Here is a 24,712-nt window from a genome sequence, read left to right as displayed (position 1 = left end):
CTACCGGTGGGCCGTACTCTTCTCTGCGGAGTACGGCCCACCGGCTTTTTCCTGCTGGTTCGCCCCGAGGGCTTCGGGCGCCCCGCGTCAGAGACGCGTCAAGAGGGCGCCACCGGCCGTAAGGGAGGCGTCAAGGGACGGCCGGTCCGGCCGGGGGCGAGGTTTGCTCGACGGGTATCGCCCGCCGGAGGCTCGCCGAGCGCTCAGGCGCCGTCCAACAGGGAAAATAGGGGCATGGGACGCGGAAAGTTGCGGATCTACCTCGGTGCGGCACCGGGCGTCGGCAAGACCTACGCGATGCTGTCCGAGGGGCACCGCCGGGTCGAGCGCGGCACGGACCTCGTGGTCGGCTTCGTGGAGCACCACGGCCGCCGGCGCACCCAGGTGATGATGCACGGGCTCGAGGAGGTGCCCCGCCGGGAGGTGGAGTACCGGGGGTCCGCCTTCAGCGAGATGGACGTGGACGCGGTGCTGGCGCGCCGCCCCTCCGTCGCGCTCGTCGACGAGCTCGCCCACACCAACGTCCCCGGCTGCCGGAACGAGAAGCGCTGGCAGGACGTCGAGGAGCTGCTGCGGGCGGGCATCGACGTCGTCTCCACCGTCAACATCCAGCACCTGGAGTCGCTGGGGGACGTGGTGGAGTCGATCACGGGGGTGCGCCAGCGGGAGACCGTCCCGGACGAGGTGGTGCGCCGGGCCGACCAGATCGAGCTGGTCGACATGTCGCCCCAGGCGCTGCGCCGCCGCATGGCGCACGGCAACATCTACGCGCCCGACAAGGTCGACGCCGCGCTGTCGAACTACTTCCGGCCCGGGAACCTGACCGCGCTGCGCGAGCTGGCCCTGCTGTGGACCGCCGACCGGGTGGACGAATACCTCCAGCAGTACCGCGACGAGCACTCCATCCGCTCCACCTGGCAGGCCCGTGAGCGCATCGTCGTCGGGCTGACCGGCGGCCCGGAGGGGCGGACGCTGATCCGCCGGGCGGCCCGGATGGCGGCCAAGGGCTCCGGCAGCGAGATCCTCGCCGTCTACATCGCCCGCAGCGACGGTCTGACCTCGGCCTCGCCCAAGGAGCTTGCGGTCCAGCGCACCCTCGTCGAAGACCTCGGGGGCACCTTCCACCACGTCATAGGGGAGGACATCCCCGGGGCGCTGCTGGAGTTCGCCCGCGGGGTCAACGCGACCCAGATCGTGCTCGGCTCCAGCCGTCGCAAGACCTGGCAGTACATGTTCGGGCCCGGGGTGGGCGCCACCGTCGCCCGGGAGTCCGGGCCCGATCTGGACGTCCATATCGTCACCCATGACGAGGTCGCCAAGGGGCGCGGGCTGCCGGTGGCGCGCGGCGCCCGGCTGGGCCGCTCCCGGCTGATCGCGGGCTGGGTGGTCGGGGTGGCCGGACCGGCCCTGCTCACGCTGCTGCTCACCGCCACCGGCGCCACCCTCGCCTCCGAGGCCGGGCCCGGGTTCGCCAACGAGGTGCTGCTCTTCCTGTTCCTCAATGTGCTGGCCGCCCTGCTGGGCGGCATGGTGCCCGCGCTCGCCTCGGCGGCCGTCGGATCGCTGCTGCTCAACTACTACTTCACCCCGCCCACCCACACCCTGACCATCGCCGACCCCGAGAACATCGTCGCCATAGCGATCTTCGTGGCGGTGGCGGTCTGCGTGGCCTCCGTGGTGGACCTCGCCGCCCGCCGCACCCATCAGGCCGCCCGGCTGCGCGCCGAGTCCGAGATACTGTCCTTCCTCGCGGGCAGCGTGCTGCGCGGCGAGACCAGCCTGGAGGCGCTGCTGGAGCGGGTCCGCGAGACGTTCGCCATGGACTCCGTCGCGCTGCTGGAGCGGGAGAGCGATGTCGCCCCCTGGACCTGCGCGGGCAGCGTCGGCGGCCACGGCGGCACCCCGCCGCCCGAGCGGCCCGAGGACGCGGAGGTGGACATGCCGGTCGGCGACCATATGGCGCTCGCGCTCTCCGGCCGGGTCCTGCCCGCCGAGGACCGCCGCGTGCTCGCCGCCTTCGCCGCCCAGGCCGCCGTCGTCCTCGACCGGCAGCGGCTGGCCCAGGAGGCCGGGCAGGCCCGCGAGCTGGCCGAGGGGAACCGCATCCGCACCGCGCTGCTCGCCGCCGTCAGCCACGATCTGCGCACCCCGCTCGCGGCCATCAAGGCGGCCGTGAGCTCCCTGCGCGCCGATGACGTGGCCTGGTCGGCGGAGGACGAGGCCGAGCTGCTGGAGGGCATCGAGAGCGGCGCCGACCGGCTGGACCACCTGGTGGGCAACCTCCTGGACATCTCCCGGCTCCAGACCGGCACCGTCACCCCGCTCATCCGGGAGATCGACCTGGACGAGGTGGTGCCGATGGCGCTCGTCGGCGTTCCCGAGGCCGACGTCGCCCTCGACATCCCCGAGGAGCTGCCGATGGTCGCGGTCGACCCCGGGCTGCTGGAGCGCGCCGTCGCCAACATCGTGGAGAACGCGGTGAAGTACAGCCCGCCGGACCGCCCCGTGCTGGTCTCCGCGAGCGCCCTCGGCGACCGGGTGGAGCTGCGCGTGGCCGACGGCGGGCCGGGCGTGCCGGACAGCGAGAAGGACCGTATCTTCGAGCCCTTCCAGCGGTACGGGGACGCCCCGCGCGGCGCCGGGGTCGGCCTCGGGCTCGCCGTCGCCCGCGGCTTCGCCGAGGCCATGGGCGGGCGGCTGACCGCCGAGGACACCCCCGGCGGCGGGATGACCATGGTGCTCACGCTGCGGGTCGCCCGGGGCCGCCCGCCGGCCGCCCCCGGCCTCCCGGTCCAGGTCGGCTCCACGTCAGGCACAACAGAGCAGAAAGGCAGGCCCGCCAGATGAACCGGGTGCTCGTGGTGGACGACGAGCCGCAGATCGTGCGCGCCCTCGTGATCAACCTGAAGGCGCGCAAGTACGAGGTGGACGCGGCCTCGGACGGTGCCACCGCACTCCGGCTCGCCGCCGCCCGCCATCCCGATGTGATCGTGCTCGACCTCGGACTGCCCGATATGGACGGGGTGGAGGTGATCAGGGGGCTCCGGGGCTGGACCCGGGTGCCGATCCTGGTGCTCTCCGCCCGTCAGACCTCGGACGAGAAGGTCGAGGCGCTCGACGCCGGGGCGGACGACTACGTCACCAAGCCGTTCGGCATGGACGAGCTGCTCGCCCGGCTGCGCGCGGCCGTCCGCCGCGCCGAGCCGGTGGGGCGGCCGGAGGACTCGGTGGTGGTGGAGACCGACGCGTTCACCGTCGACCTGGCCGCCAAGAAGGCCCATCGCGACGGCCGCGATGTGCGGCTGACCCCCACCGAATGGCATCTGCTGGAGGTCCTGGTGCGCAACGCCGGCCGGCTGGTCAGCCAGAAGCAGCTGCTCCAGGAGGTCTGGGGCCCCTCGTACGGCACCGAGAGCAACTACCTGCGGGTGTACATGGCGCAGCTGCGCCGCAAGCTGGAGACCGACCCCTCGCATCCGCGGCACTTCGTCACCGAGCCGGGCATGGGTTACCGGTTCGAGCGATGAGCGCGGGGACGGCGTTTCGCCGATGGCGCACCGGTACGCTGGCCGTATGAGTTCCGTACGCCACCCCTCCGACGGGGCTGACAGGGGAGACAGGTCCGACAAACCGGTCGGCCGGTTCCGGCGGATGCTGGACCGGCTGTCGAGCTCCCAGGAGGAACTGCACTCCGCCGAGTTGCAGCAGGACGCGGAGGCCGCGGGCTGTACCAAGATCGGCGACTGCGGTGACCGTCAGATCGTCAAGGTGACGGGCACGCTGCGCACGGTGACCCTCAGGCCGCGGGCCGGAGTTCCCGCACTGGAGGCGGAGCTCTTCGACGGCACCGCCGCGCTGGACGTGGTGTGGCTGGGCCGTCGCTCCATCATCGGGATAGAACCGGGGCGCAAGCTGATCGCCTCGGGCCGGATCTCCATGAGCCATGGGCGCCGGGTGCTGTTCAATCCGAAGTACGAACTCCGACCGCTCGGACAGGAGTAGCCGGTGACGCCAGACGACAAGACGCCCCCGACCGGGCACCGACGCACCGCCGCCGACAGCAGGGCGGCGGCGGACACCGCGCTCCTGGAGGCGTTCGGCGGGGTGCGGGGCATGGTGGACACCACCGTCCCCGGTCTGGTCTTCGTCCTGCTGTACACGATCAAGCGGGACATTCACCTCGCCGCGATCGCCGCGCTCGGCCTCAGCGTGCTGCTCGGGCTCACCCGGCTGGTGCGCAAGGAGACGCTGAAGCACGCCTTCAGCGGGGTCTTCGGGGTCGCGTTCGGCGCGATCTTCGCGATGATGTCCGGCGACGCGAAGAACTTCTATCTGCCGGGCATGCTCTACACCCTGGGCCTGGCGATCGCCTACATCCTCTCGGCGATCTTCCGCTTCCCGCTCATCGGCGTGCTGCTCGGGCCGATGCTGAAGGAGAACCTCTCCTGGCGCACCCGCAACCCCGGCCGGTTCCGCGCCTACACCCGGTCCACCTGGGCGTGGGGGCTGATCCTGCTGGCCAAGTCGGCGGTGCTGTTCCCGCTCTACTGGTGGGGGGACGCCACCCAGCTCGGCTGGGTCAAGGTCGCGCTCGGCATTCCGCCGTTCCTGCTCTGCGTCTATCTGACCTGGATCTTCCTGGCCAAGGCCCCGCCGCCGATCGATGTCATCGCGGAGATGGAGGCGGAGGAGAAGGCCGAGCGGGACCGCGAGCGGGCGAAGGCCGAGGCCGGCAAGGCCGCCGATCCGCTGCTCTCGGAGTGGACCGGCCAGATCGTGTCCGAGGCCCGTACCGAATCCGCCGACCGGCAGCCGCCCCGGCACTAAGCGCTCCGCGGGAAGTGCCCTGAGCTGTCGTCGATCGTCCGCGGCGCCGTCGTGGCTGGTCGCGCCCACGCGGCGGAGCCGCACATCGACACAGCCCCGCGCCCCTTCGGGGCGCCTGGGCTCCCGGCTCGGGAGCCCAGGGCGGCGGACCTCAGTGCCTAACCGGCCCGGCCGGCGGCCTAACCGGCGGTGTCCTGGCGCTGGACGGACAGCAGCTGCTCGAGCTGCTCCTCGCGCGCCTGCGCCGCGACGAACAGCAGCTCGTCCCCGGCCTCCAGCACATCGTCCTTGTTCGGGGTCAGCACGCGGGTGCCGCGGATGATGGTGACCAGCGTGGTGTCCTCGGGCCACTCCACATCGCCGACCCGGGTGCCCACCAGCGCCGCCTCCGGCGGCAGCGTCAGCTCCACCAGGTTGGCGTCGCCGTGGCTGAAGCGGAGCAGCCGCACCAGATCGCCGACGCTCACCGCCTCCTCGACCAGCGCCGACATCAGACGCGGGGTGGAGACGGCCACATCGACGCCCCACGCCTCGTTGAACAGCCACTCGTTCTTGGGGTTGTTGACCCGGGCGACCACCCGGGGCACCCCGTACTCGGTCTTGGCGAGCAGCGAGACGACGAGGTTGACCTTGTCGTCACCGGTGGCCGCGATGACCACGTTGCAGCGCTGAAGCGCCGCCTCGTCCAGCGAGGTGATCTCGCACGCGTCGGCCAGCAGCCATTCGGCCTGCGGCACCCGCTCCACCGAGATGGCGGTCGGCGCCTTGTCGATGAGGAGCACCTCGTGCCCGTTCTCCAGCAGCTCGCTCGCGATGGAACGCCCCACGGCGCCCGCACCGGCAATGGCAACTCTCATCGGCCGGCCTCCTCGGGACCCTTTTCAAAGGCCGCCTCGACCTTCTCGACCTCGTCCGTGCGCATCATCACATGCACCAGGTCGCCCTCCTGGAGCACCGTCTCGGAGGTGGGCAGCATCGCCTCGCCGAGCCGGGTGAGGAACGCGACCCGCACACCGGTCTCCTCCTGGAGCTTGCTGACCTTGTGGCCCACCCACGAGGGGGAGATGTGCACCTCGGCGAGCTGGACCCCGCCACTGGGGTCCCGCCACAGCGGCTCCGCGCCGGACGGCAGCAGCCGCCGCAGCATCTGGTCGGCTGTCCAGCGCACCGTGGCCACGGTCGGGATGCCGAGGCGCTGATAGACCTCGGCGCGGCGGGGGTCGTAGATCCGGGCCGCCACGTTCTCCACGCCGAACATCTCGCGGGCCACCCGGGCCGCGATGATGTTGGAGTTGTCGCCGCTGCTGACCGCGGCGAAGGCGCCCGCCTCCTCGATGCCCGCCTCGCGCAGGGTGTCCTGGTCGAAGCCGACGCCGGTCACCCGGCGCCCGCCGAAGCCCGCGCCGAGGCGGCGGAAGGCGGTGGGGTCCTGGTCGACGACCGCGACCGTGTGCCCCTGTTGCTCCAGGGTCTGGGCGAGGGCCGCGCCCACCCGGCCACAGCCCATGATCACGATATGCATGCGTCCTACCCCGCACTCCTGATGACCGTGCCGACCTGCGCAAACACCCTGCTCACATCTTCCTTCCAGGACCTACGGGGCGACAGCGGGGCGGAACCCCGATGCCGGTGCCCGGGGACGACGGGAATCGGCCGCCGCGGCACCTGTCCCCACCGTATCCGTACCGGCGGCCCGCTCCCCCGTCCGCGCACGACGGTCCGGGAACGAAGGTGGTGACGTATGACATAGCGCGAAAGTTCCCACGGTGATCGGTGATGAGCGGAGCTGGCCGGAGGTGATCGCGGACACGCCGGGAGGAAAGAGGTAACGATCATTTCCGGTTGCGGATGCCCAGTGAAAAAGCTGTCGGTGATCAGCCGTGACCACTACGGTGGGGCCGGGTTACGGCGCTCCTCAGGTGGTCGCGACCCTTCATCTTCGTCTGAAATCCCGGATCTTCACCGAAACCACATGACAAATGGCGGGTGATTCCCGCCGGTTCGAACTTTGTCACGGGTGTCGGACGCTAGGTCACGACATGGCTAAGATGATCGTCGTATTCCGTTTCCGGACGGGACATCAGGGCTCTGAGCGTTCCTTCCGCGCCCGCGTTTCCCCTGCACGAGGTTCCTGATGACTGATCACATATCGGAGGCGGTGAGCTGGTGTCTGGCCGCCGCGCTTCTCGTCGTCCTGGTGCTTCTGATCCGCCAGCGGCAGATCACCGCCGGAGTCCGCAGGCGCAACGCCACGCTCGAGGACAGCCTGCGCGCCCGTGACGAGGAGGTGCGCCACCTCGTCGACGTACGCCTCCCCTCGATCGCCGACGCGCTGAGCCAGCCCGGCCCGCTGCCGGGCCTGCGCGACGAGAAGCTGGCCGGCACGGCCTTCGCGCAGAGCCTGCACGCCGTCATGGAGCAGTTCACCCGGGCGGTGGACAAGGCGCAGACGCGCGCCGACGCCTCCGCCAAGGCGGCGCTCAAGGCGTCCATGCGAGCCGTCCAGGGACTCGCCAACGAACAGCAGGTCTCCATCTCCGAGATGCAGGAGCGGCACGACAACCCCGATGTGCTGCGGGACCTGCTGGAGATCGACCACGCCAACGCCCAGTTCGGCCGGCGCGCCCAGGCCATCGCGGTGCTCTGCGGCTCCTGGCCCGGCAGGCAGCGGCTGGCCTCCTCGCTGACCGATGTGGTCCGCGGCGCCAAGTCCCGCATCCGCGACTACCAGCGGGTGCAGGTGCACACCCTGATCGACGTCGCCGTGGTGAGCCGGGCCGTGGAGCCCACCGTGCTCGCGGTCGCCGAGCTGCTGGACAACGCCGCCCGCCATTCGCAGCCCAACACCTCGGTGGAGGTCAGCCTCCAGCCGGTGCACAACGGGGCCTGCATCGTGATCGACGACGCCGGTGTGGGCATGGACGGCCTGGAGGTCCAGCGCGCCGCCAACCTGCTCTCCGGCCAGCGCGCCGTGGACGTCTCCCGGCTCGGCGACCCGCCGCAGTTCGGCTTCGCCGTGGTGGGCCTGCTGGCCGCGCGGTACGGCTTCAGCGTCTCGGTGGACACCCGGTCCCCGTACGGCGGTGTGCGCGCCGTGCTGTTCCTGCCGACCGAGCTGCTCACCCACGTCGACCCCGACGGGCGGCCGGGCACCGCCGGGCAGGATCCCGAGGGCGCCGAACCGCTGCACACCCTGCCCTCCCGCCGGACCCGTCCCCCCAGAAGGGCGCCGCAGGCGCCGACCGTCCCGGCCCAGGCGCAGGAGCCGTCCCCGATCCACCAGGCCCCGGCCCCGCATGAGGCCCCGGCTCCGCACGAGGCCCCGGCCCGGCACGAGGCCCCGGCCCCGCACCAGGCGCCGATCCCGCACCAGACCCAGCCCCCGGGCCCGGCCCCGGCCCCGGCGGCAGCCGCCCCGGAACCGGCACCCGCCCCGGCGCCCCAGCCGTCCCCCGACGGCGAGGCCACACGCGTGTACGGCACCACGGCGGGCGGTCTGCCCAAGCGCCGCCGCCGGGAGGCCGCCGCCACCCCGCCACCCGGCGACTGGACCACCGGCGCCGGGCAGACCGGCGCCGCCGACCCCGACACGGGCGCGTTCCGTGTGCGGTCGGCGAAGGAAACCGCTTCGCGGATGGGCGCGTTCGCCCGCGGCACCCGCTCCGGCCGTTCCGCCACCCAGGACTCCGCCCCTGACCATGACGAAGGGAATCGCCAGGCATGAACGACCATCTCAACAACGAGCTCGGCTGGATGCTCGACGAGGTCGTCAAGATGCCGGAGGCGCGGCACGCGATCCTGCTCTCCGCGGACGGGATGCTCCGGGCACACTCCCAGGGCATCGCGCGCGACGAGGCCGAGCGCCAAGCCGCCGCACTCTCCGGGCTGCAATCGATCAGCCGCTCCACCTCCGAGTTCTGTGATCCGCACGAGACGCCCTGGCAGCAGACGCTCGTCGAGTTCGTCGGCGGGTACGTCTTCCTGATCGCCGCCGGGCCCGGCGCGTATCTGGCGGTCTCGGCCACCGAGGCGGTGGACATGGAGGCGGTCAGCTACCGGATGCAGAAGCTTGTCGACCGGCTCGGCAAGGAACTCACCAGCCCGCCGAGGCAGGGCCTCCCGCGGCAGGGGATCGGCAGTCACGCATGAGTCCGGGGAGGCGCGAACGAGGATTGGTACGGCCGTATGTCGTGACCGACGGCCGTGCCTACCCGACTCGTAACACCTTCGACCTGGTGACCCTGGTCATGGCCCACCCCGACCGGCCGCTCACCGGGCTCAGCCCGGAGAAGCGGCGGGTCATGGAGCTGTGTCTGGGCGGCGCGCTCTCGGTGGCCGAGGTCGCCGGGTATCTGGAGCTGCCCGTCAGCGTCACCAAGGTCCTGCTCGGCGACCTCGTGGACAGCGGTCACATCAGCGCGCGGGCCCCCATCCCGCCCGCCGAGCTCCCCGAGGTCCAGCTGCTCCAGGAGGTGCTCGATGGACTCCGCGCTCGCCTCTGACCAGGCGGCCTATCTCCCGGCCACGGTGCGGGTGGCGGCGAAGATCCTGGTCGTCGGGCACTTCGCGGTCGGCAAGACGACCTATGTGAGCTCGCTGTCCGAGATCCGGCCGCTGCGCACCGAGGAGACGATGACCGAGGCCGGTGCGCTCACCGACGATCTGCGGGGCACCGAGGACAAGACGACCACCACCGTCGCCATGGACTTCGGCCGGCTCACCCTCAGCGAGTCCCTGGTGCTCTATCTGTTCGGCACACCGGGGCAGCAGCGCTTCACCCGGCTGTGGCGGGACATGACGCTCGGGGCGCTGGGCGCGCTGGTGCTGGCCGACACCCGGCGGCTGGAGCAGTCCTTCCCGGTGATGGCCGTCCTGGAGGAACACGGACTGCCGTACGCCGTCGCCGTCAACCACTTCGAGGGCGCTCCCCGCTTCGCCGAGCCGGAGGTCCGGGAGGCCCTCGATCTGCTTCCGGAGACGCCCCTGGTGACCTGCGACGCCCGGGACCGGATCTCCTCCACCCACGCGCTGATCGCCCTCGTCCAGTACCTACAGGCCCGCCAGACCCGTAGTTCTCAGGAGATTGTGTGACCAATAGTCCAGCCGCCGGGCCCGTTCCGCCGCCCGGCTGCCCCGCGCACGCCGCCCCCGCCGAGGCCGGGGGCGCCACCGGGTCCCGCGCCGCCGTACCGATGTACGGGCAGGAGTTCGCCGACGACCCGCACGGCGCCTATGCGCGGATGCGCGCCACCTTCGGGCCCATCGCACCGGTCGAGCTGTCACCGGGGGTGTACGCCTCGCTGGTCACCAGCTATCAGCTCGGCCTGGAGATCCTGCGCGACACCGAGCGGTTCGCCAAGGACCCGCGCGGCTGGCGGGCGGTGCAGGACGGCACCGTGGGGCCGGACAACCCGGTCGCGCCGATGCTGATGTACCGGCCGAACGCGCTGTTCAGCGATGGTGAGGCACACGCCCGGCTGCGTGGGGCGATCACCGACAGCCTGGACCGGGTGGATCCGCACGCCCTCAGCGAGTACGTCGAGCGCAGCGCGGAGACGCTGATCGACGCCTTCGCCTCCCGGGGCCGGGCCGATCTGATCACCGAGTACGCGTCGGTGCTCCCGCTGCTGGTCTTCAACCAGCTCTTCGGCGCCCGCCCGGCGGACGGGCCGAAGCTGGTCGAGACGATGATGAAGCTCTTCGACAGCGGCGAGGACGCGGCGGCCGCCAACGACGAACTGCTGCGGTGGATCTCCGGCCTGGTGGCGGAGAAGCGCGAGCAGCTCGCCGCCGACGTCACCTCCTGGCTGATCGCGCACCCCTCGCAGCTCGCCGACGAAGAGCTGATGCAGCAGATCATCCTGCTGATGGCGGCCGGTACCGACCCCCAGCAGAACCTGATCGCCAACGCGCTGCGGCTGCTGCTGTCGGACGACCGCTTCGCCGGTGAGCTGTCCGGCGGCAGCATGCCCGTCCAGGACGCCCTGGACGAGGTGCTCTGGAACGACCCGCCGATGGCCAACTACGGCACCCGCTTCCCCCGGTACGACTGCGAGGTCGCCGGCGTACGGCTGCGCAAGGGCGACCCGGTGCTCATCAGCTACGCGGCGGCCAACCACGAGGCCGCCCTGGCCTCCGACCGCCGCTCCGGCAACCGCGCCCACCTGGCCTGGAGCGCGGGCGCCCACCGCTGCCCCGCCGAGCGGCCCGCCCGGGTGATCGCCTCCGTGGCCATCGAGCGGCTTCTGGACCGCCTTCCGGACATGGAACTCGCGGTCCCCGCCGAGCGGCTGACCTGGCGGACCGGACCCTTCCACCGTGCCCTGGCCGCCCTGCCGGTGCGCTTCCCCGCCCAGGCGGCGGCTCAGGCCGAGCCGTTCGCGGCGTCCGTGTCCAAGTCGGCCCCATTCGACGAGAGCCCTGGAGGCAGCCAGTGGAACCCCGTCCCATCGTCCTCGACCCCGCCGGCCGAGACATTGTCGGAGAGGCAGCCCGAGTCGCAGCGGGCGGCGAGGCGACGCTTGTTGAGCTTCCTGACGGCGTGGTGGCGTGGGCAATAACCCGCCAGCGCACGCTCAAACAGCTGCTGACCGACCCCCGGGTCTCCAAGGACCCCCGGCAGCACTGGCCCGCGTGGAACAACGGTGAGATCTCGCCCGAGTGGCCGCTGATCACCTGGGTCGCCGTGGAGAACATGTTCACGGCCTACGGCGGTGAGCACCGGCGGCTGCGCACCCTGGTCTCCAAGGCGTTCACCGCCCGGCGCACCGCCGCCCTGCGGCCGCGCATCGAGGAGATCTGCGCCAGGCTCCTGGACGACCTGGCCGCCGCCGGGCCGGGCGAGGTGGTCGACCTGCGCGAGGCGTACGCGTACCCGCTGCCCATCCAGGTGATCTCCGAGCTGTTCGGGCTCGAGGACGAGCACCTGCGCGAGCGGATGCGCCGGGTCGTGGACAGCATCTTCCACACCTCTGCCTCCGCGGAGGAGGTCACCGCCACCTACGGCGAGATGTACGCCGTCCTCGGCGAGCTGGTGGCCACCAAGCGCGAGACGCCCGGCGACGACCTGACCAGCGGGCTGATCGCGGTGCGGGACGAGGAGAGCGACTCCAGGCTCAGCGAGAAGGAGCTCACCGACACCCTCGCCCTGTTCCTCTCGGCCGGCCACGAGACCACGGTCAACCTCCTGGACAACGCCATCCACGCGCTGCTCACCCGGCCCGAGCAGCTCGAGCACGTCCGGGCGGGCCGGGCCACCTGGGACGATGTGATCGAGGAGACACTGCGGCACTCCGCCCCGGTCGCCAACCTGCCGCTGCGCTACGCCGTGGAGGACATCGAGCTGGACGGCGGCGTGGTGCTGCGCAAGGGCGACGCGATCCTGGCCGCCTACGCGGCCGCCGGACGCGACCCGGAGGTGCACGGCGACGCGGACGCGTTCGACGTCACCCGGCAGGTCAAGAGCCATCTGGCGTTCGGCCACGGCGTCCACCTGTGCGTCGGCGCCCCGCTGGGGCGGCTGGAGGCCGCGATCGCGCTCCCGGCGCTCTTCGACCGCTTCCCCGGGCTCACGCTCGCGTCCGGGCAGGGCCCGCTGGAGCCGGTGGAGTCCTTCATTTCCAACGGCCACCGCACCCTGCCCGCGCGGCTGGCCTGACCGCCCCGGGGTCCGCGCTCCCGTCCGCCCCTTTTCCCGGGGGTGGGCGGGTGGGCGGGGGCCCGGGCTACCCCTTACGATCCTCTGCGTGTCCAAACTGACCGACCTCCCGAAACGGATCCTGATCGGGCGGGCGCTGCGCAGCGACAAGCTGGGGGAGACCCTCCTCCCGAAGCGCATCGCGCTCCCCGTCTTCGCCTCCGACCCCCTGTCCTCCGTCGCGTACGCGCCGGGGCAGGTGATGATCGTTCTGTCCGTGGCGGGTGCGTCGGCCTACCACTACAGCCCGTGGATCACGATCGCCATCGTCGTGCTGATGTTCACGGTGGTCGCCTCGTACCGCCAGAACGTCCACGCGTACCCCAGCGGAGGCGGTGACTACGAGGTCGCCACCACCAACCTCGGCCCCAAGGCGGGACTGACCGTCGCCAGCGCCCTGCTGGTCGACTACGTCCTCACGGTGGCGGTGTCGATCTCCTCGGGTGTGGAGAACCTCGGCTCGGCCGTCCCCTTCTTCGTCGAGAACAAGACGCTGTGCGCGGTCGGGATCATTCTGCTGCTGACGCTCATGAACCTGCGGGGCGTACGGGAGTCGGGCAAGCTCTTCGCGATCCCCACCTATGTCTTCGTCGGCGGCGTCTTCGCAATGATCCTCTGGGGCGCCTACCGCGGGCTGGTCCTGGGCGACGACATGAAGGCCCCCACCGCGGGCTACGAGGTGCACGCCGAGCAGACCGGGCTGGCCGGCTTCGCGCTGATCTTCCTGCTGCTGCGCGCGTTCTCCGACGGCTGTGCCGCCCTGACCGGCGTCGAGGCGATCAGCAACGGCGTGCCCGCCTTCCGCAAGCCCAAGAGCCGTAACGCGGCCACGACGCTGGCGCTCATGGGCGGCCTCGCCGTGGCCATGTTCGTCGGCATCATCACCCTCGCCCTGGCCACCAACGTCAAGATGGCCGAGAACCCCGCGCGGGACCTGCTGAAGAACGGGGCACCGCTCGGTGCCGACTACACCCAGAACCCGGTGATCTCGCAGGTGGCGGCCGCCGTCTTCGGCGACGGCTCGTTCTTCTTCGTGGTGCTGGCCGCGGCCACCGCGCTGGTGCTGTTCCTGGCCGCCAACACCGCGTACAACGGCTTCCCGCTGCTCGGCTCGATCCTGGCCCAGGACCGCTATCTGCCCCGCCAGCTGCACACCCGCGGCGACCGGCTCGCCTTCTCCAACGGCATCGTGCTGCTGGCCTCGGCCGCCGCCGTCCTGGTCTACCTCTACGGGGCCGACTCCACCCGGCTGATCCAGCTCTACATCGTCGGTGTCTTCGTCTCGTTCACCCTCAGCCAGACCGGCATGGTGCGGCACTGGAACCGCCATCTGGCCACCGAGCGGAACCCCAACAACCGCCGCCGCATGATCCGCGCCCGCGCGATCAACACCTTCGGGGCCTTCTTCACCGGCCTGGTGCTGGTCGTGGTGCTGCTGACGAAGTTCACCCACGGCGCCTGGGTCGCCCTGCTCGGCATGGTCATCTTCTACGTCACCATGACGGCCATCAGGCGCCACTACGACGGCGTCTCCGAGGAGCTGGCGGCGGCCACCGAACAGCTCGACGAGGAGGAGGTGCGCCCCTCCCGGGTGCACTCCATCGTCCTCGTCTCCAAGGTCCACAAGCCGACGCTGCGCGCCCTGGCCTACGCCAAGCTGATGCGCTCCCACCGGCTGGAGGCGCTGAGCATCAACGTGGACCCCGCCGAGACCAAGGCGCTCCAGACGGTGTGGCACGAGCGCGGCATAGACGTGCCGCTCAAGATCCTCGACTCGCCCTACCGCGAGATCACCCGGCCGGTCATCGACTACGTCAAGAGCCTGCGCCGGGAGAGCCCGCGCGATGTGGTCTCCGTCTTCATCCCCGAGTATGTGGTCGGCCACTGGTACGAGCATCTGCTGCACAACCAGAGCGCGCTGCGGCTCAAGGGGCGGCTGCTGTTCACCCCGGGCGTCATGGTGACCTCCGTGCCGTGGCAGCTGGACTCCTCCGAGCTGGCCCGGAAGCGGGCCCGCAAGCGGGCCGAGTGGAACGCGCCGGGTGCGGTGCGGCGCGGCCCGGTGATCCCGCCCAAGCGGGAGCGGGGCGAGAAGGGGGCGAAGGGCGAGAAGCCGGGGGTCACCTCGCAGGTGCCGGGACGCTGAGCGCTCCGCGGCGGAGCCGCATATCGGGTCTTCCGGGGTGACGGGGTGCGGTCCGGCGCGACGTAGACTGGTGGGCTGTTGTCCCACCGTGCCCCCTCACCCCTTCTGGAGCCTGAGCCCGCCATGCAAAGTGAACCCAAGGCATCGCTGGTCGGCGAGGAGTACGAGGTCGAGGTCGGCCCGGTGGCGCACGGCGGTCACTGCATCGCCAGGACCGCCGAGGGCCAGGTGCTGTTCGTCCGGCACGCGCTGCCCGGCGAGCGGGTCGTCGCCCGGGTGACCGAGGGCGAGGAGGGCGCGCGCTTCCTGCGCGCCGACGCGGTGCGGGTGCTGGACGCCTCCAAGGACCGGGTCGAGGCGCCGTGTCCGTTCGCCGGGCCCGGCAAGTGCGGCGGCTGCGACTGGCAGCACGCCGCCCCCGGCGCCCAGCGCAGGCTCAAGGCCGACGTGATCACCGAGCAGCTGGCCCGGCTGGCCGGGCTCACCCCGGAAGAGGCGGGCTGGGACGGCACGGTCGAGCCCGCGCCCGGCGACAAGGTGGCCCGCGGCGAGGTCCCGGCCTGGCGCACCCGGGTGCAGTACGCGGTGGACGAGCAGGGCCATCCCGGGCTGCGCCGCCACCGCTCGCACGAGGTCGAGCCGATCGACCACTGTCTGATCGCCGCCCCCGGCGTCACCGAACTCGGCGTCGAGAAGCGCGAATGGCCCCAGATCGCCACCGTGGAGGCCATCGCCGCCACCGGCTCCTCCGACCGGCAGGTGGTCCTCACCCCGCGCCCCGGCGGACGGCTGCCGATCGTGGAGCTGGACCGGCCGGTCTCCGTGCTGCGGGTCAGCGAGTCCCGCGGCCGCGACCGCGCCCGTCTGGTGCACCGCGTCCACGGCCGCCCCTTCGTCCGCGAGCGCGCGGCGGGCCGCACCTGGCGGGTCGGCGAGGGCGGCTTCTGGCAGGTCCACTCGAAGGCGGCGGACATGCTCGTCGAGGCCGTGATGCAGGGTCTGATGCCCCGTAAGGGCGAGATGGCCCTCGATCTGTACTGCGGCGTCGGCCTCTTCGCGGGCGCGATCGCCGAGCGGGTGGGGGAGCGCGGCGCGGTGCTGGGCATCGAGTCGAGCAAGCGCGCGGTCGAGGACGCCCGGCACAACCTCCAGGACCTGGAGCGCGTCCGTATCGAGCACGGCAAGGTCGAGCAGGTGCTGCCCCGCACCGGGATCACCGAGGCCGACCTGATCGTCCTGGACCCGCCCCGCGCGGGCGCGGGCCGGGAGACGGTCACCCGCCTCGCGGCCCTGGGCGCCCGCCGCATCGCCTACGTCGCCTGCGACCCGGCGGCCCTCGCCCGCGACCTCAAGTACTTCCACGACGCGGGCTACGCCCCACGCCGCACCCGCGCCTTCGACCTCTTCCCGGTGACGCATCACGTGGAGTGCGTGGCGGTGCTGGAGCCCGTCCGCGAGGAGCGCTGAGGCGGAAGGCTCCGGCCCGCGCGGCTGTTGTCGTCGGGCGGCGTCAGGCGGCCGGGGTCGCGGCCGGGGTGGTCCGGGACGGGGTGCGGGTGAGGGTCCACATCATCGTGCCGCCCGCCAGGACGGCGCACAGGTGGAGGGTGATCGCGAGGCCCAGCCGCTCCGGGAGGACCACGTCGGGGGGCGAGGCGATCGCCACGTACAGGGTGAAGGGCAGCTTCCAGCCGCTCCACGCGAAGAGCGAGCCCGAGCCGAGCCAGCCGAGGACCGTCGGCAGCCAGCGGGGGAGGCGGCCGGGGCGCTCGCGGCGCGGGTGGGCGACGGCGGACGCGGCGACCAGGGCCCAGGTGCCGCAGATCCCGCACAGCAGGCGCCAGGTGGTGCGGGCCTCGTCGGGGTGGGCGAGGCCCGCGGTGCCGCCCGCCGCCCAGTACAGCCACACCAGGCCGACGGCGGCGCCGAGCGCCACGGCCGCCCGGCCGGGCGGTGAGGGGGCGCCGGCCCGGCCGGTGAACGCTTCCGGCCAGCGTCTGCGCAGATAGGCGGGGAGCGCGAGGGTGAGGCCCAGACCCATGCCGATGAAGCCGAACTGGATCAGGGCGGCCTCCCAGCCGGGCATCCGCGGGTCGCTGTCGCCCCCAGACCCAGACCCGGTCCCGGACCCGGAGGTGTCCGGCTCCGACAGCAGTGAGTCGGCCACCGCGTACGGCAGCATCGACACCAGGAACCCCGCGCCGACCCAGGCGCAGAAGAGCAGCGGCACCCCGGGCAGCCGCATCCCCCACGGCCGGGCCAGGGCCAGTCCGAGAGTGATCCCGACGACCGCCATGCCGATCGTGACGGTGTTGAGCACCACCCATTCGGCGAGCCCGAACCCGGCCCCGACGGGCGCGAGTCCGAGCAGTGAGCCGACCACCCACGACACCTTGATGACGACGTAGGGGGCCATGGCGGCGGAGCCCCCGTACGCGGCCAGCCGCCCCAACCGGTCACACCGGTCCGCCCGGTGGCCCTCCGCGACCGGGTCGCGAAGGGCCACCGCGGCGTTTCGGCGGCCGCGTAAGCCGCGGATCACACCCGTACGGTCTCCGTGGTGTCGGTCTCCTCGGCCCGCCCCGGGCCGGAGGCACCGGAGGCGTGCGGGGAGTCGAAGCGGTGGTTGGGCCACCACGCCTTGGAGCCGAGCATCGCGGTCACCGTCGGCACTAGCAGCAGCGCCATGATGAACGCGGTGAGCAGGATGCCGAAGGCGACGGCGAAGCCCATCTGCTGGAGCATGGTGTTGCTTGCCAGCATCAGCACACCGAAGGTGCCCGCCAGGATGATGGCGGCCGAACCGATCGTCGGCGCCGACTGGGCCACCGCGAGCCGGGCCGCCTCGGCCGGGGACTTGCCCTTCCCGACCTCCTCCCGCAATCGGGCCACCATCAGGATGTTGTAGTCCGTGCCGATCGCCACCACGAACAGATAGACCACGATCGGCAGCATGAAGAGCAGGCCGTGCTCGCCCCTGATGTCCTGGAACAGCCAGACCGTCGAGCCCAGGGTCGCGGCGAAGCCGAGGCCCACGGCGAGCATCAGGTACAGCGGCGCCACCACGCTGCGCAGCAGCAGGCCGAGGATCAGCATGATGGCCACGCCCGCGACCGGGAATACCAGCCGGTAGTCGTGGTTGACCGCGTCCTCGATATCGCCAAGCACCGCGGTCGTCCCGCCCACCAGGGCCTCGCTGCCCTGGGGCGCGGAGCTGTGCGCGGTGTCCCGCAGGTCGCCGGCCACCAGCTCGATGGCCTTCTCGGAGGCGGGCCGGTACTTCAGCACGACGCTGAACTGGGCCACGTCGCCCTTGGGGTTGGGCACGGCGGGGGAGACCTCACCGACGCCCTCGACCCCCTCCAGCTTCTTCCGGAATCCGGTCAGCGCCGCGGCGTCGAGCTTGGCGCCGTCCTTGGACTCGACGTACACCAGGCTCGGGTCGGACTCACCGGCCGAGAAGCTCTTCTGGAGCTCCGTCATGGCCTTGACGGACTCCAGGTCCTTCGGCAGCGAGCTGTCGGTGTCGAACTCGGCCTTGAAGCCGAACGCGCCCACCGCGAGCGCCGCCAGCACACAGGCGGACACCGTGGCGATCAGCCCGGGACGGCGCGAGACCAGGGAGCCGGTGCCGTTGGCGAGCCGGTTGCGTGGCGACTGCTTCCACGCCTTGGACGGCCAGAACGCCTTCGTTCCCAGCAGCGAGAACACCGCGGGCACCAGGGTGAGGGCCGCCACCAGGGTCACCGCGACGGAGATCGCCAGCGAGGGCCCCATGGCGCGCATGCTGCCCATAGTCGACAGCGTCAGGGCGAGGAACGCCACGATGACCGCGCCGGCCGCCGAGGCGATGGTCTCGCCGACCCGGGTGACCGCCTGGATCAAGGCCTCCTTGGGCTCCTGGCCCTGGCGGAGGTTTTCGCGGTAGCGGAACAGCAGGAACAGCATGTAGTCCGTGCCGACGCCGAACAGCACCACGATCAGGATCGCGGAGACGCTGCTGTCGGCCTCGAGCCCGAACCAGTCGCTGGCGGTGCCGATCAGACCCTGGGCCATGATGAACATCACCAGGATCATCAGCACGGGCATCAGCGCGATGAGCGGACTGCGGAAGATGGCGCCGAGCAGCACGATGATCAGGACCAGGGTGGCCATCATGATCATGGCGTCGGTGTCACCCTCGGACTCGGCGGAATCGAGCCCCGAGGCCGCGGGACCGGCCACATCGACCTTCAGTGAGGTGCCCTTCAGCAGTTTGTCGCGGTCCTCGCGCAGATCCTTGATCGACTGCTGGGTGTCCTCGTCGTAGAGGTTCTTCTTGGTCGAGTAGATGTTGCCCAGCGCCATCTTGCCGTCCTTGGAGACGGCCTGGGGCGTGGTCACCACGGACTTGAAGGTCTTGTACTTCTTGTCCTGGAACCCCTTGGTCGCCTTGATGACGGCGGCCTTGTCGGCCTCGGAGAGCTTTCCGCCGTCCGACCGCTGGTAGACCAGGATGGCGGCCGCGCTCTCCTGCTGCGGGAACGCGTGCTCCTGGAGCTTGGTCACCCGCACCGACTCGTAGTGCGAGGGCAGGAAGTCAGCTTGGTCGGAGCTGGACTTCAGCGGTGGGGCAAGGATGGCCAGGCCGACCGCGGCGATGACCCACATCGCGACGATCAGCCATGGACGGTTGACGGCGAACCGTCCTATTCGCCCGAACATGACGCTCCTTAGGGAGTTAAGGTTCCAGTAAGAGGCACGCTAGGACAGCCGTTCGGGCCGCACCACGTGTCCTCGTGGAAATCGGCCTGGGGGGTGAGGGCGGCTCCGCCAAAGGGTTTAGGGAAGCGATCCACGTCTCAGCATCGGTGCTGATGGCGCCCCTCGGGCCCCGGGCCGACGGCCACCGTCCGAGTTTCAGGGGCGGCGGTGCGGGCGGGCCGTGAAGTGGGCCGGACTGACATGTAGTTGACAAACTCGGTGCGTCCGGCGGCTTCTCGCGGAGGCGTTCCCGCCCGTCCCGTCCGCTTCCTGACAACGCGCCCCATACGCCTCGTCATGCCCCGTCGGGCCGTCCCGCCACGCCTGGTCAGGGCGCCCCACCAGACCTCCTGGAGGGCCTGGCCAGGGCGCCCCGCTAGACCTCCTGGAGAGCCGTCTTCGCGGCGTCCACGAACTCCGTCAGGGCCTGCCAGAACGGTCTGAACGCGGCGTGAAAGCGCTGCCCCGCCTCCGGCTCGCCGGAGCGCATCGCGCCCAGGGCGCGGTGGAACGGGCCGGTGGCCTTCTGCAACGCGTTCGCCGCGGTGGCCGCGGCGGCCGGGCCCTCCAGCTCGACGACGCGCACACAGCGGCGCATCTTGCCGTACTCGTCGCGCTCCCGCTCGGCCAGCTCGTCCAGGAGGGCGAGGCGGCGTTCCGTCGCGCCGGTGCGCTCGACGGCGGCGACCTCCCAGTACAACTCGCCGATGCTGTGGGTCTGTTCGATCAGATCGAGATACGCGGTGCGCCTGCTGTCGCGCAGCCGCTCCGCGCGCTGGGCGAGCGCCGCGGTGTCCGCCTGGATCCGGGCAGCCCGGGTGTTGCCGCGGCTGGTGACCCAGCTGGCGAGGACGGCGGTGCCACCGGTGAGGGCCGCGATCCAGAACGTGCTGTCAGCCATGGGCCCCCGTACCGTCCTCAATTCCTCGAGCGCTGAACATCCGCTGTCCCTTGGTCATCATCGGCCACGGCGGCTATCCCCCGATGGTAGGAAGATACGGAAGGAGTAACGGTTCGGCGGTATGTGCCACAGATATGTTCCGGAGCATGAGCGCATCCGGGCTGCTGCCCGCAAGGACCGAACTGCGGCCCATCGTCTCCGAGTTGAGGCTGTCGGCCTTCAAGAGCCACCGCCGTGCCGCGTTCCGGCTGGGACCGCTGACCTTGATCTCCGGTCCGAGCGGCAGCGGCAAGTCCGGGGTGCTGGAGGCGTACGCGGCGCTCGCGCGGCTCGCGGGCGGCGCCCGGCTCGCGGAGGTGTTCCGCGATCCGGCCGCGTACATCCCGCGCCGGGCGCGGCCGGACCGGCAGGGGCGGCGCGGCTTCCGCATCGGCTGCACCGTGGACGGCCCGGTCGGGCCGGTACGGGTCGATGTCGCCGTCCAGGCCGAGCCCGAACTGCGCATCGTGGGCGAGCGGATGACGGGGGCGGGGGAGACCCTGCTGGAGACGGCGCTGCGCGACCCGGGGCGGCGCTGTGTCCAGGCCGCCTGGCACACGGCGGGCGCGGTCGCGGTGACCCGCGCCCCGCTGCCCGACGACCGGCTGGCGACCTCGCTGCTGCCGCTGCGGGTCGCGGGCACGACGGAGGGGCAGCGGCTCGCGCTCGCCGCCGCCGAGCAGGTGGTCATCGCGCTGCGCTCGGTCTTCCCCTGCGATCCGCGGCCGGACCGGATGCGGGCGCCGGCGGCGCCGAGGGACGGGCGGCTGCGCGGCGGCTGCGAGAACCTGGCGGCGGTGCTGCGGCGGACCAGCCGGGAGTGCGGCACGCGGCACGCGGCGCTGGTCGCGGCGGTCCGGGCGGGGTGCGCCGGGCCGGTCGAGGGGCTGGTCACGGAGGGGCGGGCGGACGGGGTGGTGCGGGCCCTGGTCGAGCAGGGGGAGCTCGGCGCGATGCCCGTGGAGCGCCTCGGCGACGGCGAGCTGCGGTATCTCGCGCTCGCGCTGGTGCTGCTGACCGGGCCCGGTGTGCTGGCCGTGGACCCGGCGGCCGATGTGCTCCCCGCGCGGCAGGTGCTGACCGTGCTGGCCGACGGTTTCGACCGGTGTCTGGACCGGCGGCAGGCGCGGGAGCTCCTGGGGGTGGCGGCCCGGATGTGCGCACGGGGGCACATCCGGCTCGTGGGGACGGTGGGGGACGTGACGGGGGCGGTCGGGGACGCCCCCGTCACGGTGGTAAACCTGGGGCGTGAGCGAGTCCCATGAGAGCGAGCGACGAACCGACGGCGACGGCCTGGATGTGGCGATGCTTCAGCGCAGGCTGGCCGCCTTCGCGGCGGCGCGCGACTGGCAGCAGTACCACACCCCGAAGAACCTCGCGGCGGCGCTGAGCGTCGAGGCGTCGGAGCTGGTGGAGATCTTCCAGTGGCTGACGCCTGAGCAGTCGGCGCGGGTGATGGAGGACGAGGGGAGGGCGGGCCGAGTCGAGGACGAGGTCGCCGATGTGCTGGCGTATCTGCTCCAGTTCTGCGAGGTGCTGGGGATCGACGCGCTCGCGGCGCTCTCGGCGAAGATCGACCGGAACGAGACGCGGTTTCCGGTGAACGGGGCGCGCTGAGGGCGTACGGGCGTTGAGCGCGTACGGGTGGGGGTGCGGGTACGCGTGCGGGGCGCGTAGCCGTGCGGGGCGCGGCGCCGGCGGGGCCGACCGCGAACGGGGGCTTTCGCGGTGAATGGGTGGTCTCGCGGTGAACGGGGGGCTATGCCGGTGAACGGGGGCTGTGGCGGTGAACCGTGATCTCCGGTGGCTCGCGGGGCTCCGACCCCTTGATCCGTCACTCTCTGTGATGATGAAGTTATCCACACCGCAACTGTTGTCAACAGATTCCTGAATTCCCCTAGCTTTTCGGCCTGTTAGTCATCACTCTGGGTAGTGGAGGAGTGACGGGCTCGGAAGTCCGTTGAGAGGGGTGCGGGGAATGGACGCGATGCGGCTGATCGGTGTCACCCGGCACGCCCTGGCGAAGGCCGGGAGCGTGCACGACATCGTGGCCGAAGCCTGGCAGGTTCAAGCGCTGGCCGAAGCGGTCGGCGGATATTTCGTGGTGAGCGGCCCGGCGGCCGCGCGAGCGGAGGCGCGCGGTCTGTGCGAGGCGGGCGGGCGGGCGCGTGGCGCCCTGTTCCACCCGGCGCTGCACCACCCCACATTGCGCGGCGGCGGTTTACGGGCCGCCCAGCTCTCGGAGGTGCGCGATCCGAGGGAGGTGCTGCTGGCGCTGGGCGAGCTGTTGGCGGAGGCGGGCTTCGCGCTGGTCGGAGTCGCCTCCAATACCGAGGAGGAGGCGCTGTACTGGCAGTGCGTGGAGGCGATCGACGCGGCGGACGAGGCCCGGGACCGGGTGCACGGCATGCTCAGGCACCTCACCTTCCGCGAGTGGGGTGGGGAGTGGGGTGGTGCGGCGTGACGAGGCAGGATGGGTGCCATGGATCTTCGCATCTTCACCGAGCCCCAGCAGGGGGCGACCTACGACACGCTGCTCACCGTCGCCAAGGCCACCGAGGACCTCGGATTCGACGCCTTCTTCCGGTCCGACCACTACCTCCGCATGGGGGACGTGGACGGCCTCCCTGGGCCCACCGACGCCTGGATCACCCTGGCCGGGCTGGCCCGCGAGACCCGGCGGATCCGGCTGGGCACCCTGATGACCGCCGCCACCTTCCGGCTGCCCGGTGTGCTGGCGATCCAGGTCGCGCAGGTCGACCAGATGTCGGGTGGACGAGTCGAGCTGGGCCTGGGCGCGGGCTGGTTCGAGGAGGAGCACCGGGCCTATGGGATCCCCTTCCCGAAGGAGAAGTTCGCCCGGCTGGAGGAGCAGCTGGCCATCGTGACCGGGCTGTGGCAGACCCCGGTCGGCGAGACCTTCGGCCATGACGGTGCCCACTACCAGCTGGTGGACTCCCCGGGGCTGCCCAAGCCCGCGCAGAGCAAGGTGCCGGTGCTGATCGGCGGCCAGGGGGCCACCCGCACCCCGCGGCTGGCCGCTCGGTACGCGGATGAGTTCAATATGCCGTTCGCCTCGCCCGAGGACAGCGAGCGCCAGTTCGGCCGGGTGCGGGAGGCGGCCGAGGCCGCCGGCCGCAAGGGCGACGACCTGGTGTACTCCAACGCGCTGGTGGTGTGCGTGGGCAAGGACGACGCCGAGGTCGCCCGGCGGGCCGCGGCGATCGGCCGGGAGGTCGGCGAGCTGAAGGAGAACGGTCTGGCGGGCTCCCCGGCCGAGGTGGTCGAGAAGATCGGCCGCTATGCGGAGGCGGGCGCCTCCCGGCTCTACCTCCAGATGCTGGACCTGACCGACCTCGACCACCTGGAGCTGATTTCCTCGCAGGTCCAGACCCAGCTGGGCTGAGCGCACCACCAGGAGCACCCGTGATGTCCGTACCCCCCACCTCCCTGGCCGCCGCGCTGGAGCGCGGACCGCTCGTCCTCGACGGCGGTCTCTCCAACCAGTTGGAGGCACAGGGCTGCGATCTCTCCGACGAGCTGTGGTCGGCTCGGCTGCTGGCCGACGACCCGGGGCAGCTCGAGGCGGCCCACACCGCCTACGCCCGGGCGGGCGCTCGGGTGCTCATCACGGGCAGCTATCAGGCCACCTACGAGGGGTTCGCCCACCGGGGTGTGGGTCGTGAGGAGGCCACGGCGCTGCTGCGGCGCAGCGTCGAGCTGGCGCGCACGGCCGCCGAACGGACGGCGGGGGGCGAGCGGGGCGCGGGGCCGGTGTGGGTCGCCGCCTCCGTCGGCCCGTACGGGGCGATGCTGGCCGACGGCAGCGAGTACCGCGGGCGGTACGGGCTGAGCGTGGCCGAGCTGGCCCGGTTCCACCGGCCGAGGATCGAGGCCCTGGCCGCGGCCGGGCCCGACGCGCTGGCGCTGGAGACGGTGCCGGACGCCGATGAGGCCGCGGCGATGCTGAGTGCCGCCGAGGGATGCGGGGTTCCGGTCTGGCTCTCCTACAGCATCGCAGGGGAGACCACCCGGGCCGGACAGCCGCTGAGGGACGCGTTCGCCCTGGCCGCGGGGGTCGACCAGGTGATCGCCGTCGGCGTCAACTGCTGTGAGCCGGGCGACGCGGACCGGGCCGTGGAGATCGCGGCCGAGATCACCGGCAAGCCGGTGGTGGTCTATCCGAACAGCGGAGAGGAGTGGGATGCCACGGCACGGAGCTGGCGCGGCCGGGCGACCTTCGACCCGGGACGGGTGAAGGCATGGCGGGACGCGGGTGCGCGACTCATCGGCGGCTGCTGCCGAGTGGGCCCGGAGCGGATCGCGGAGCTGGCGGCGGTGGTGAGAAACCATTAGGTGA

22 protein-coding genes are annotated in these 24,712 nt (G+C 71.8%); 17 read left to right on the top strand and 5 right to left on the bottom strand.

Annotated elements, in window-relative coordinates:
* The first annotated feature begins 234 nt into the window (after window positions 1–234).
* Genes ACT2CW_RS33615 through ACT2CW_RS33600 form a run of 4 tightly spaced genes read left to right on the top strand, consistent with a single transcriptional unit; the run spans window position 235 to window position 4,827 of the window.
* Window positions 235–2,847 carry an ATP-binding protein gene (locus ACT2CW_RS33615; protein WP_445519323.1) on the top strand — a complete coding sequence of 871 codons (2,613 nt, stop codon included), beginning with the start codon at window positions 235–237 and terminating at the stop codon, window positions 2,845–2,847.
* Window positions 2,844–3,527 carry a response regulator gene (locus tag ACT2CW_RS33610; protein ID WP_138917144.1) on the top strand — a complete coding sequence of 228 codons (684 nt, stop codon included), beginning with the start codon at window positions 2,844–2,846 and terminating at the stop codon, window positions 3,525–3,527. The genes ACT2CW_RS33615 and ACT2CW_RS33610 overlap by 4 nt, the downstream gene beginning before the upstream one ends.
* Before the next feature lie 46 nt (window positions 3,528–3,573).
* The gene (locus tag ACT2CW_RS33605; RefSeq protein ID WP_078559625.1) at window positions 3,574–4,002 is read left to right on the top strand and encodes an OB-fold nucleic acid binding domain-containing protein; all 429 of its coding nucleotides are present in this window, start codon (window positions 3,574–3,576) and stop codon (window positions 4,000–4,002) included.
* Window positions 4,003–4,005: 3 nt separating this feature from the next.
* Window positions 4,006–4,827, top strand: coding sequence for a DUF3159 domain-containing protein (locus ACT2CW_RS33600; protein WP_445519322.1), 822 nt, complete (start codon window positions 4,006–4,008; stop codon window positions 4,825–4,827).
* Window positions 4,828–5,006: 179 nt separating this feature from the next.
* Here the strand turns inward: ACT2CW_RS33600 and ACT2CW_RS33595 are convergent, their stop codons facing one another.
* Window positions 5,007–5,684 carry a potassium channel family protein gene (locus tag ACT2CW_RS33595; RefSeq protein WP_064458559.1) on the bottom strand — a complete coding sequence of 226 codons (678 nt, stop codon included), beginning with the start codon at window positions 5,682–5,684 and terminating at the stop codon, window positions 5,007–5,009.
* Window positions 5,681–6,349 (bottom strand): potassium channel family protein, encoded by a 669-nt coding sequence (locus ACT2CW_RS33590; protein ID WP_037962347.1) that lies wholly within the window; start codon window positions 6,347–6,349, stop codon window positions 5,681–5,683. Before ACT2CW_RS33590 ends, ACT2CW_RS33595 begins: the two co-directional genes overlap by 4 nt.
* Before the next feature lie 612 nt (window positions 6,350–6,961).
* Here ACT2CW_RS33590 and ACT2CW_RS33585 point away from each other — a divergent pair.
* The 8 genes from ACT2CW_RS33585 (at window position 6,962) to ACT2CW_RS33550 (ending at window position 16,136) form a co-directional block, all read left to right on the top strand.
* Entirely contained in the window at window positions 6,962–8,551 is a 1,590-nt protein-coding gene (locus tag ACT2CW_RS33585) for an ATP-binding protein (RefSeq protein ID WP_445519321.1), read from the top strand.
* On the top strand, window positions 8,548–8,976 hold the full coding sequence (locus tag ACT2CW_RS33580) for a roadblock/LC7 domain-containing protein (protein ID WP_037962350.1): 429 nt from the start codon (window positions 8,548–8,550) through the stop codon (window positions 8,974–8,976). Before ACT2CW_RS33585 ends, ACT2CW_RS33580 begins: the two co-directional genes overlap by 4 nt.
* Window positions 8,973–9,329, top strand: coding sequence for a DUF742 domain-containing protein (locus ACT2CW_RS33575; RefSeq protein ID WP_037962352.1), 357 nt, complete (start codon window positions 8,973–8,975; stop codon window positions 9,327–9,329). The genes ACT2CW_RS33580 and ACT2CW_RS33575 overlap by 4 nt, the downstream gene beginning before the upstream one ends.
* A complete protein-coding gene (locus tag ACT2CW_RS33570; RefSeq protein WP_037962354.1) occupies window positions 9,307–9,918 on the top strand; it encodes a GTP-binding protein in 612 nt (203 codons plus the stop codon). The genes ACT2CW_RS33575 and ACT2CW_RS33570 overlap by 23 nt, the downstream gene beginning before the upstream one ends.
* Window positions 9,915–11,387, top strand: a complete 1,473-nt coding sequence (locus ACT2CW_RS33565; protein WP_445519320.1) for a cytochrome P450 — start codon at window positions 9,915–9,917, stop codon at window positions 11,385–11,387. The genes ACT2CW_RS33570 and ACT2CW_RS33565 overlap by 4 nt, the downstream gene beginning before the upstream one ends.
* Window positions 11,369–12,484, top strand: coding sequence for a cytochrome P450 family protein (locus ACT2CW_RS33560; protein WP_445519319.1), 1,116 nt, complete (start codon window positions 11,369–11,371; stop codon window positions 12,482–12,484). Before ACT2CW_RS33565 ends, ACT2CW_RS33560 begins: the two co-directional genes overlap by 19 nt.
* An 88-nt stretch (window positions 12,485–12,572) precedes the next feature.
* Entirely contained in the window at window positions 12,573–14,669 is a 2,097-nt protein-coding gene (locus ACT2CW_RS33555; protein WP_164429983.1) for an APC family permease, read from the top strand.
* Window positions 14,670–14,792: 123 nt separating this feature from the next.
* Complete coding sequence (locus ACT2CW_RS33550; protein WP_445519318.1) at window positions 14,793–16,136, top strand: class I SAM-dependent RNA methyltransferase; 1,344 nt, start codon at window positions 14,793–14,795, stop codon at window positions 16,134–16,136.
* Window positions 16,137–16,179: 43 nt separating this feature from the next.
* On the opposite strand, the gene ACT2CW_RS33545 is transcribed toward ACT2CW_RS33550, so the two are convergent.
* From ACT2CW_RS33545 to ACT2CW_RS33535, 3 genes are all read right to left on the bottom strand, one after another.
* The gene (locus ACT2CW_RS33545) at window positions 16,180–17,211 is read right to left on the bottom strand and encodes a hypothetical protein (protein ID WP_445519317.1); all 1,032 of its coding nucleotides are present in this window, start codon (window positions 17,209–17,211) and stop codon (window positions 16,180–16,182) included.
* Entirely contained in the window at window positions 17,208–19,373 is a 2,166-nt protein-coding gene (locus ACT2CW_RS33540; protein ID WP_445519316.1) for an MMPL family transporter, read from the bottom strand. The genes ACT2CW_RS33545 and ACT2CW_RS33540 overlap by 4 nt, the downstream gene beginning before the upstream one ends.
* Before the next feature lie 415 nt (window positions 19,374–19,788).
* A complete protein-coding gene (locus tag ACT2CW_RS33535; protein WP_445519315.1) occupies window positions 19,789–20,313 on the bottom strand; it encodes a hypothetical protein in 525 nt (174 codons plus the stop codon).
* Between the two features lie 146 nt (window positions 20,314–20,459).
* Between ACT2CW_RS33535 and ACT2CW_RS33530 the strand changes: the two genes are divergently transcribed.
* From ACT2CW_RS33530 to mmuM, 5 genes are all read left to right on the top strand, one after another.
* On the top strand, window positions 20,460–21,617 hold the full coding sequence (locus ACT2CW_RS33530) for a hypothetical protein (RefSeq protein ID WP_037962379.1): 1,158 nt from the start codon (window positions 20,460–20,462) through the stop codon (window positions 21,615–21,617).
* A gap of 40 nt (window positions 21,618–21,657) precedes the next feature.
* Window positions 21,658–21,969, top strand: coding sequence for a nucleotide pyrophosphohydrolase (locus ACT2CW_RS33525; protein WP_182471613.1), 312 nt, complete (start codon window positions 21,658–21,660; stop codon window positions 21,967–21,969).
* A 361-nt stretch (window positions 21,970–22,330) separates the two neighbouring features.
* Window positions 22,331–22,816: a DUF6099 family protein gene (locus ACT2CW_RS33520; protein WP_020867923.1), complete on the top strand. Its 486-nt coding sequence runs from the start codon at window positions 22,331–22,333 to the stop codon at window positions 22,814–22,816.
* 18 nt (window positions 22,817–22,834) lie between these two features.
* Window positions 22,835–23,758: an LLM class F420-dependent oxidoreductase gene (locus ACT2CW_RS33515; RefSeq protein ID WP_164429991.1), complete on the top strand. Its 924-nt coding sequence runs from the start codon at window positions 22,835–22,837 to the stop codon at window positions 23,756–23,758.
* A 23-nt stretch (window positions 23,759–23,781) separates the two neighbouring features.
* Window positions 23,782–24,708, top strand: a complete 927-nt coding sequence (mmuM, locus tag ACT2CW_RS33510; protein ID WP_445519314.1) for a homocysteine S-methyltransferase — start codon at window positions 23,782–23,784, stop codon at window positions 24,706–24,708.
* The last annotated feature ends 4 nt before the right edge of the window (window positions 24,709–24,712 follow it).

The organism is Streptomyces sp. NEAU-174 (genome assembly GCF_052665095.1).
The sequence above is the reverse complement of the archived record's forward strand: the minus strand, read 5'-3'. Positions and strand labels throughout refer to the sequence as shown.

What these genes read in the sequence shown, in the direction of transcription:
- ACT2CW_RS33605 (WP_078559625.1), top strand. Translation starts at nt 3,574, where the DNA reads ATGAGTTCCGTACGCCACCCCTCCGACGGGGCTGACAGGGGAGACAGG.
- ACT2CW_RS33615 (WP_445519323.1), top strand. Translation starts at nt 235, where the DNA reads ATGGGACGCGGAAAGTTGCGGATCTACCTCGGTGCGGCACCGGGCGTC.
- ACT2CW_RS33575 (WP_037962352.1), top strand. Translation starts at nt 8,973, where the DNA reads ATGAGTCCGGGGAGGCGCGAACGAGGATTGGTACGGCCGTATGTCGTG.
- ACT2CW_RS33580 (WP_037962350.1), top strand. Translation starts at nt 8,548, where the DNA reads ATGAACGACCATCTCAACAACGAGCTCGGCTGGATGCTCGACGAGGTC.
- ACT2CW_RS33610 (WP_138917144.1), top strand. Translation starts at nt 2,844, where the DNA reads ATGAACCGGGTGCTCGTGGTGGACGACGAGCCGCAGATCGTGCGCGCC.
- ACT2CW_RS33540 (WP_445519316.1), bottom strand. Translation starts at nt 19,373, where the DNA reads ATGTTCGGGCGAATAGGACGGTTCGCCGTCAACCGTCCATGGCTGATC.
- ACT2CW_RS33570 (WP_037962354.1), top strand. Translation starts at nt 9,307, where the DNA reads ATGGACTCCGCGCTCGCCTCTGACCAGGCGGCCTATCTCCCGGCCACG.
- ACT2CW_RS33530 (WP_037962379.1), top strand. Translation starts at nt 20,460, where the DNA reads ATGAGCGCATCCGGGCTGCTGCCCGCAAGGACCGAACTGCGGCCCATC.
- ACT2CW_RS33550 (WP_445519318.1), top strand. Translation starts at nt 14,793, where the DNA reads ATGCAAAGTGAACCCAAGGCATCGCTGGTCGGCGAGGAGTACGAGGTC.
- ACT2CW_RS33525 (WP_182471613.1), top strand. Translation starts at nt 21,658, where the DNA reads ATGCTTCAGCGCAGGCTGGCCGCCTTCGCGGCGGCGCGCGACTGGCAG.
- ACT2CW_RS33535 (WP_445519315.1), bottom strand. Translation starts at nt 20,313, where the DNA reads ATGGCTGACAGCACGTTCTGGATCGCGGCCCTCACCGGTGGCACCGCC.
- ACT2CW_RS33595 (WP_064458559.1), bottom strand. Translation starts at nt 5,684, where the DNA reads ATGAGAGTTGCCATTGCCGGTGCGGGCGCCGTGGGGCGTTCCATCGCG.
- ACT2CW_RS33520 (WP_020867923.1), top strand. Translation starts at nt 22,331, where the DNA reads ATGGACGCGATGCGGCTGATCGGTGTCACCCGGCACGCCCTGGCGAAG.
- ACT2CW_RS33515 (WP_164429991.1), top strand. Translation starts at nt 22,835, where the DNA reads ATGGATCTTCGCATCTTCACCGAGCCCCAGCAGGGGGCGACCTACGAC.
- mmuM (WP_445519314.1), top strand. Translation starts at nt 23,782, where the DNA reads ATGTCCGTACCCCCCACCTCCCTGGCCGCCGCGCTGGAGCGCGGACCG.
- ACT2CW_RS33590 (WP_037962347.1), bottom strand. Translation starts at nt 6,349, where the DNA reads ATGCATATCGTGATCATGGGCTGTGGCCGGGTGGGCGCGGCCCTCGCC.
- ACT2CW_RS33585 (WP_445519321.1), top strand. Translation starts at nt 6,962, where the DNA reads ATGACTGATCACATATCGGAGGCGGTGAGCTGGTGTCTGGCCGCCGCG.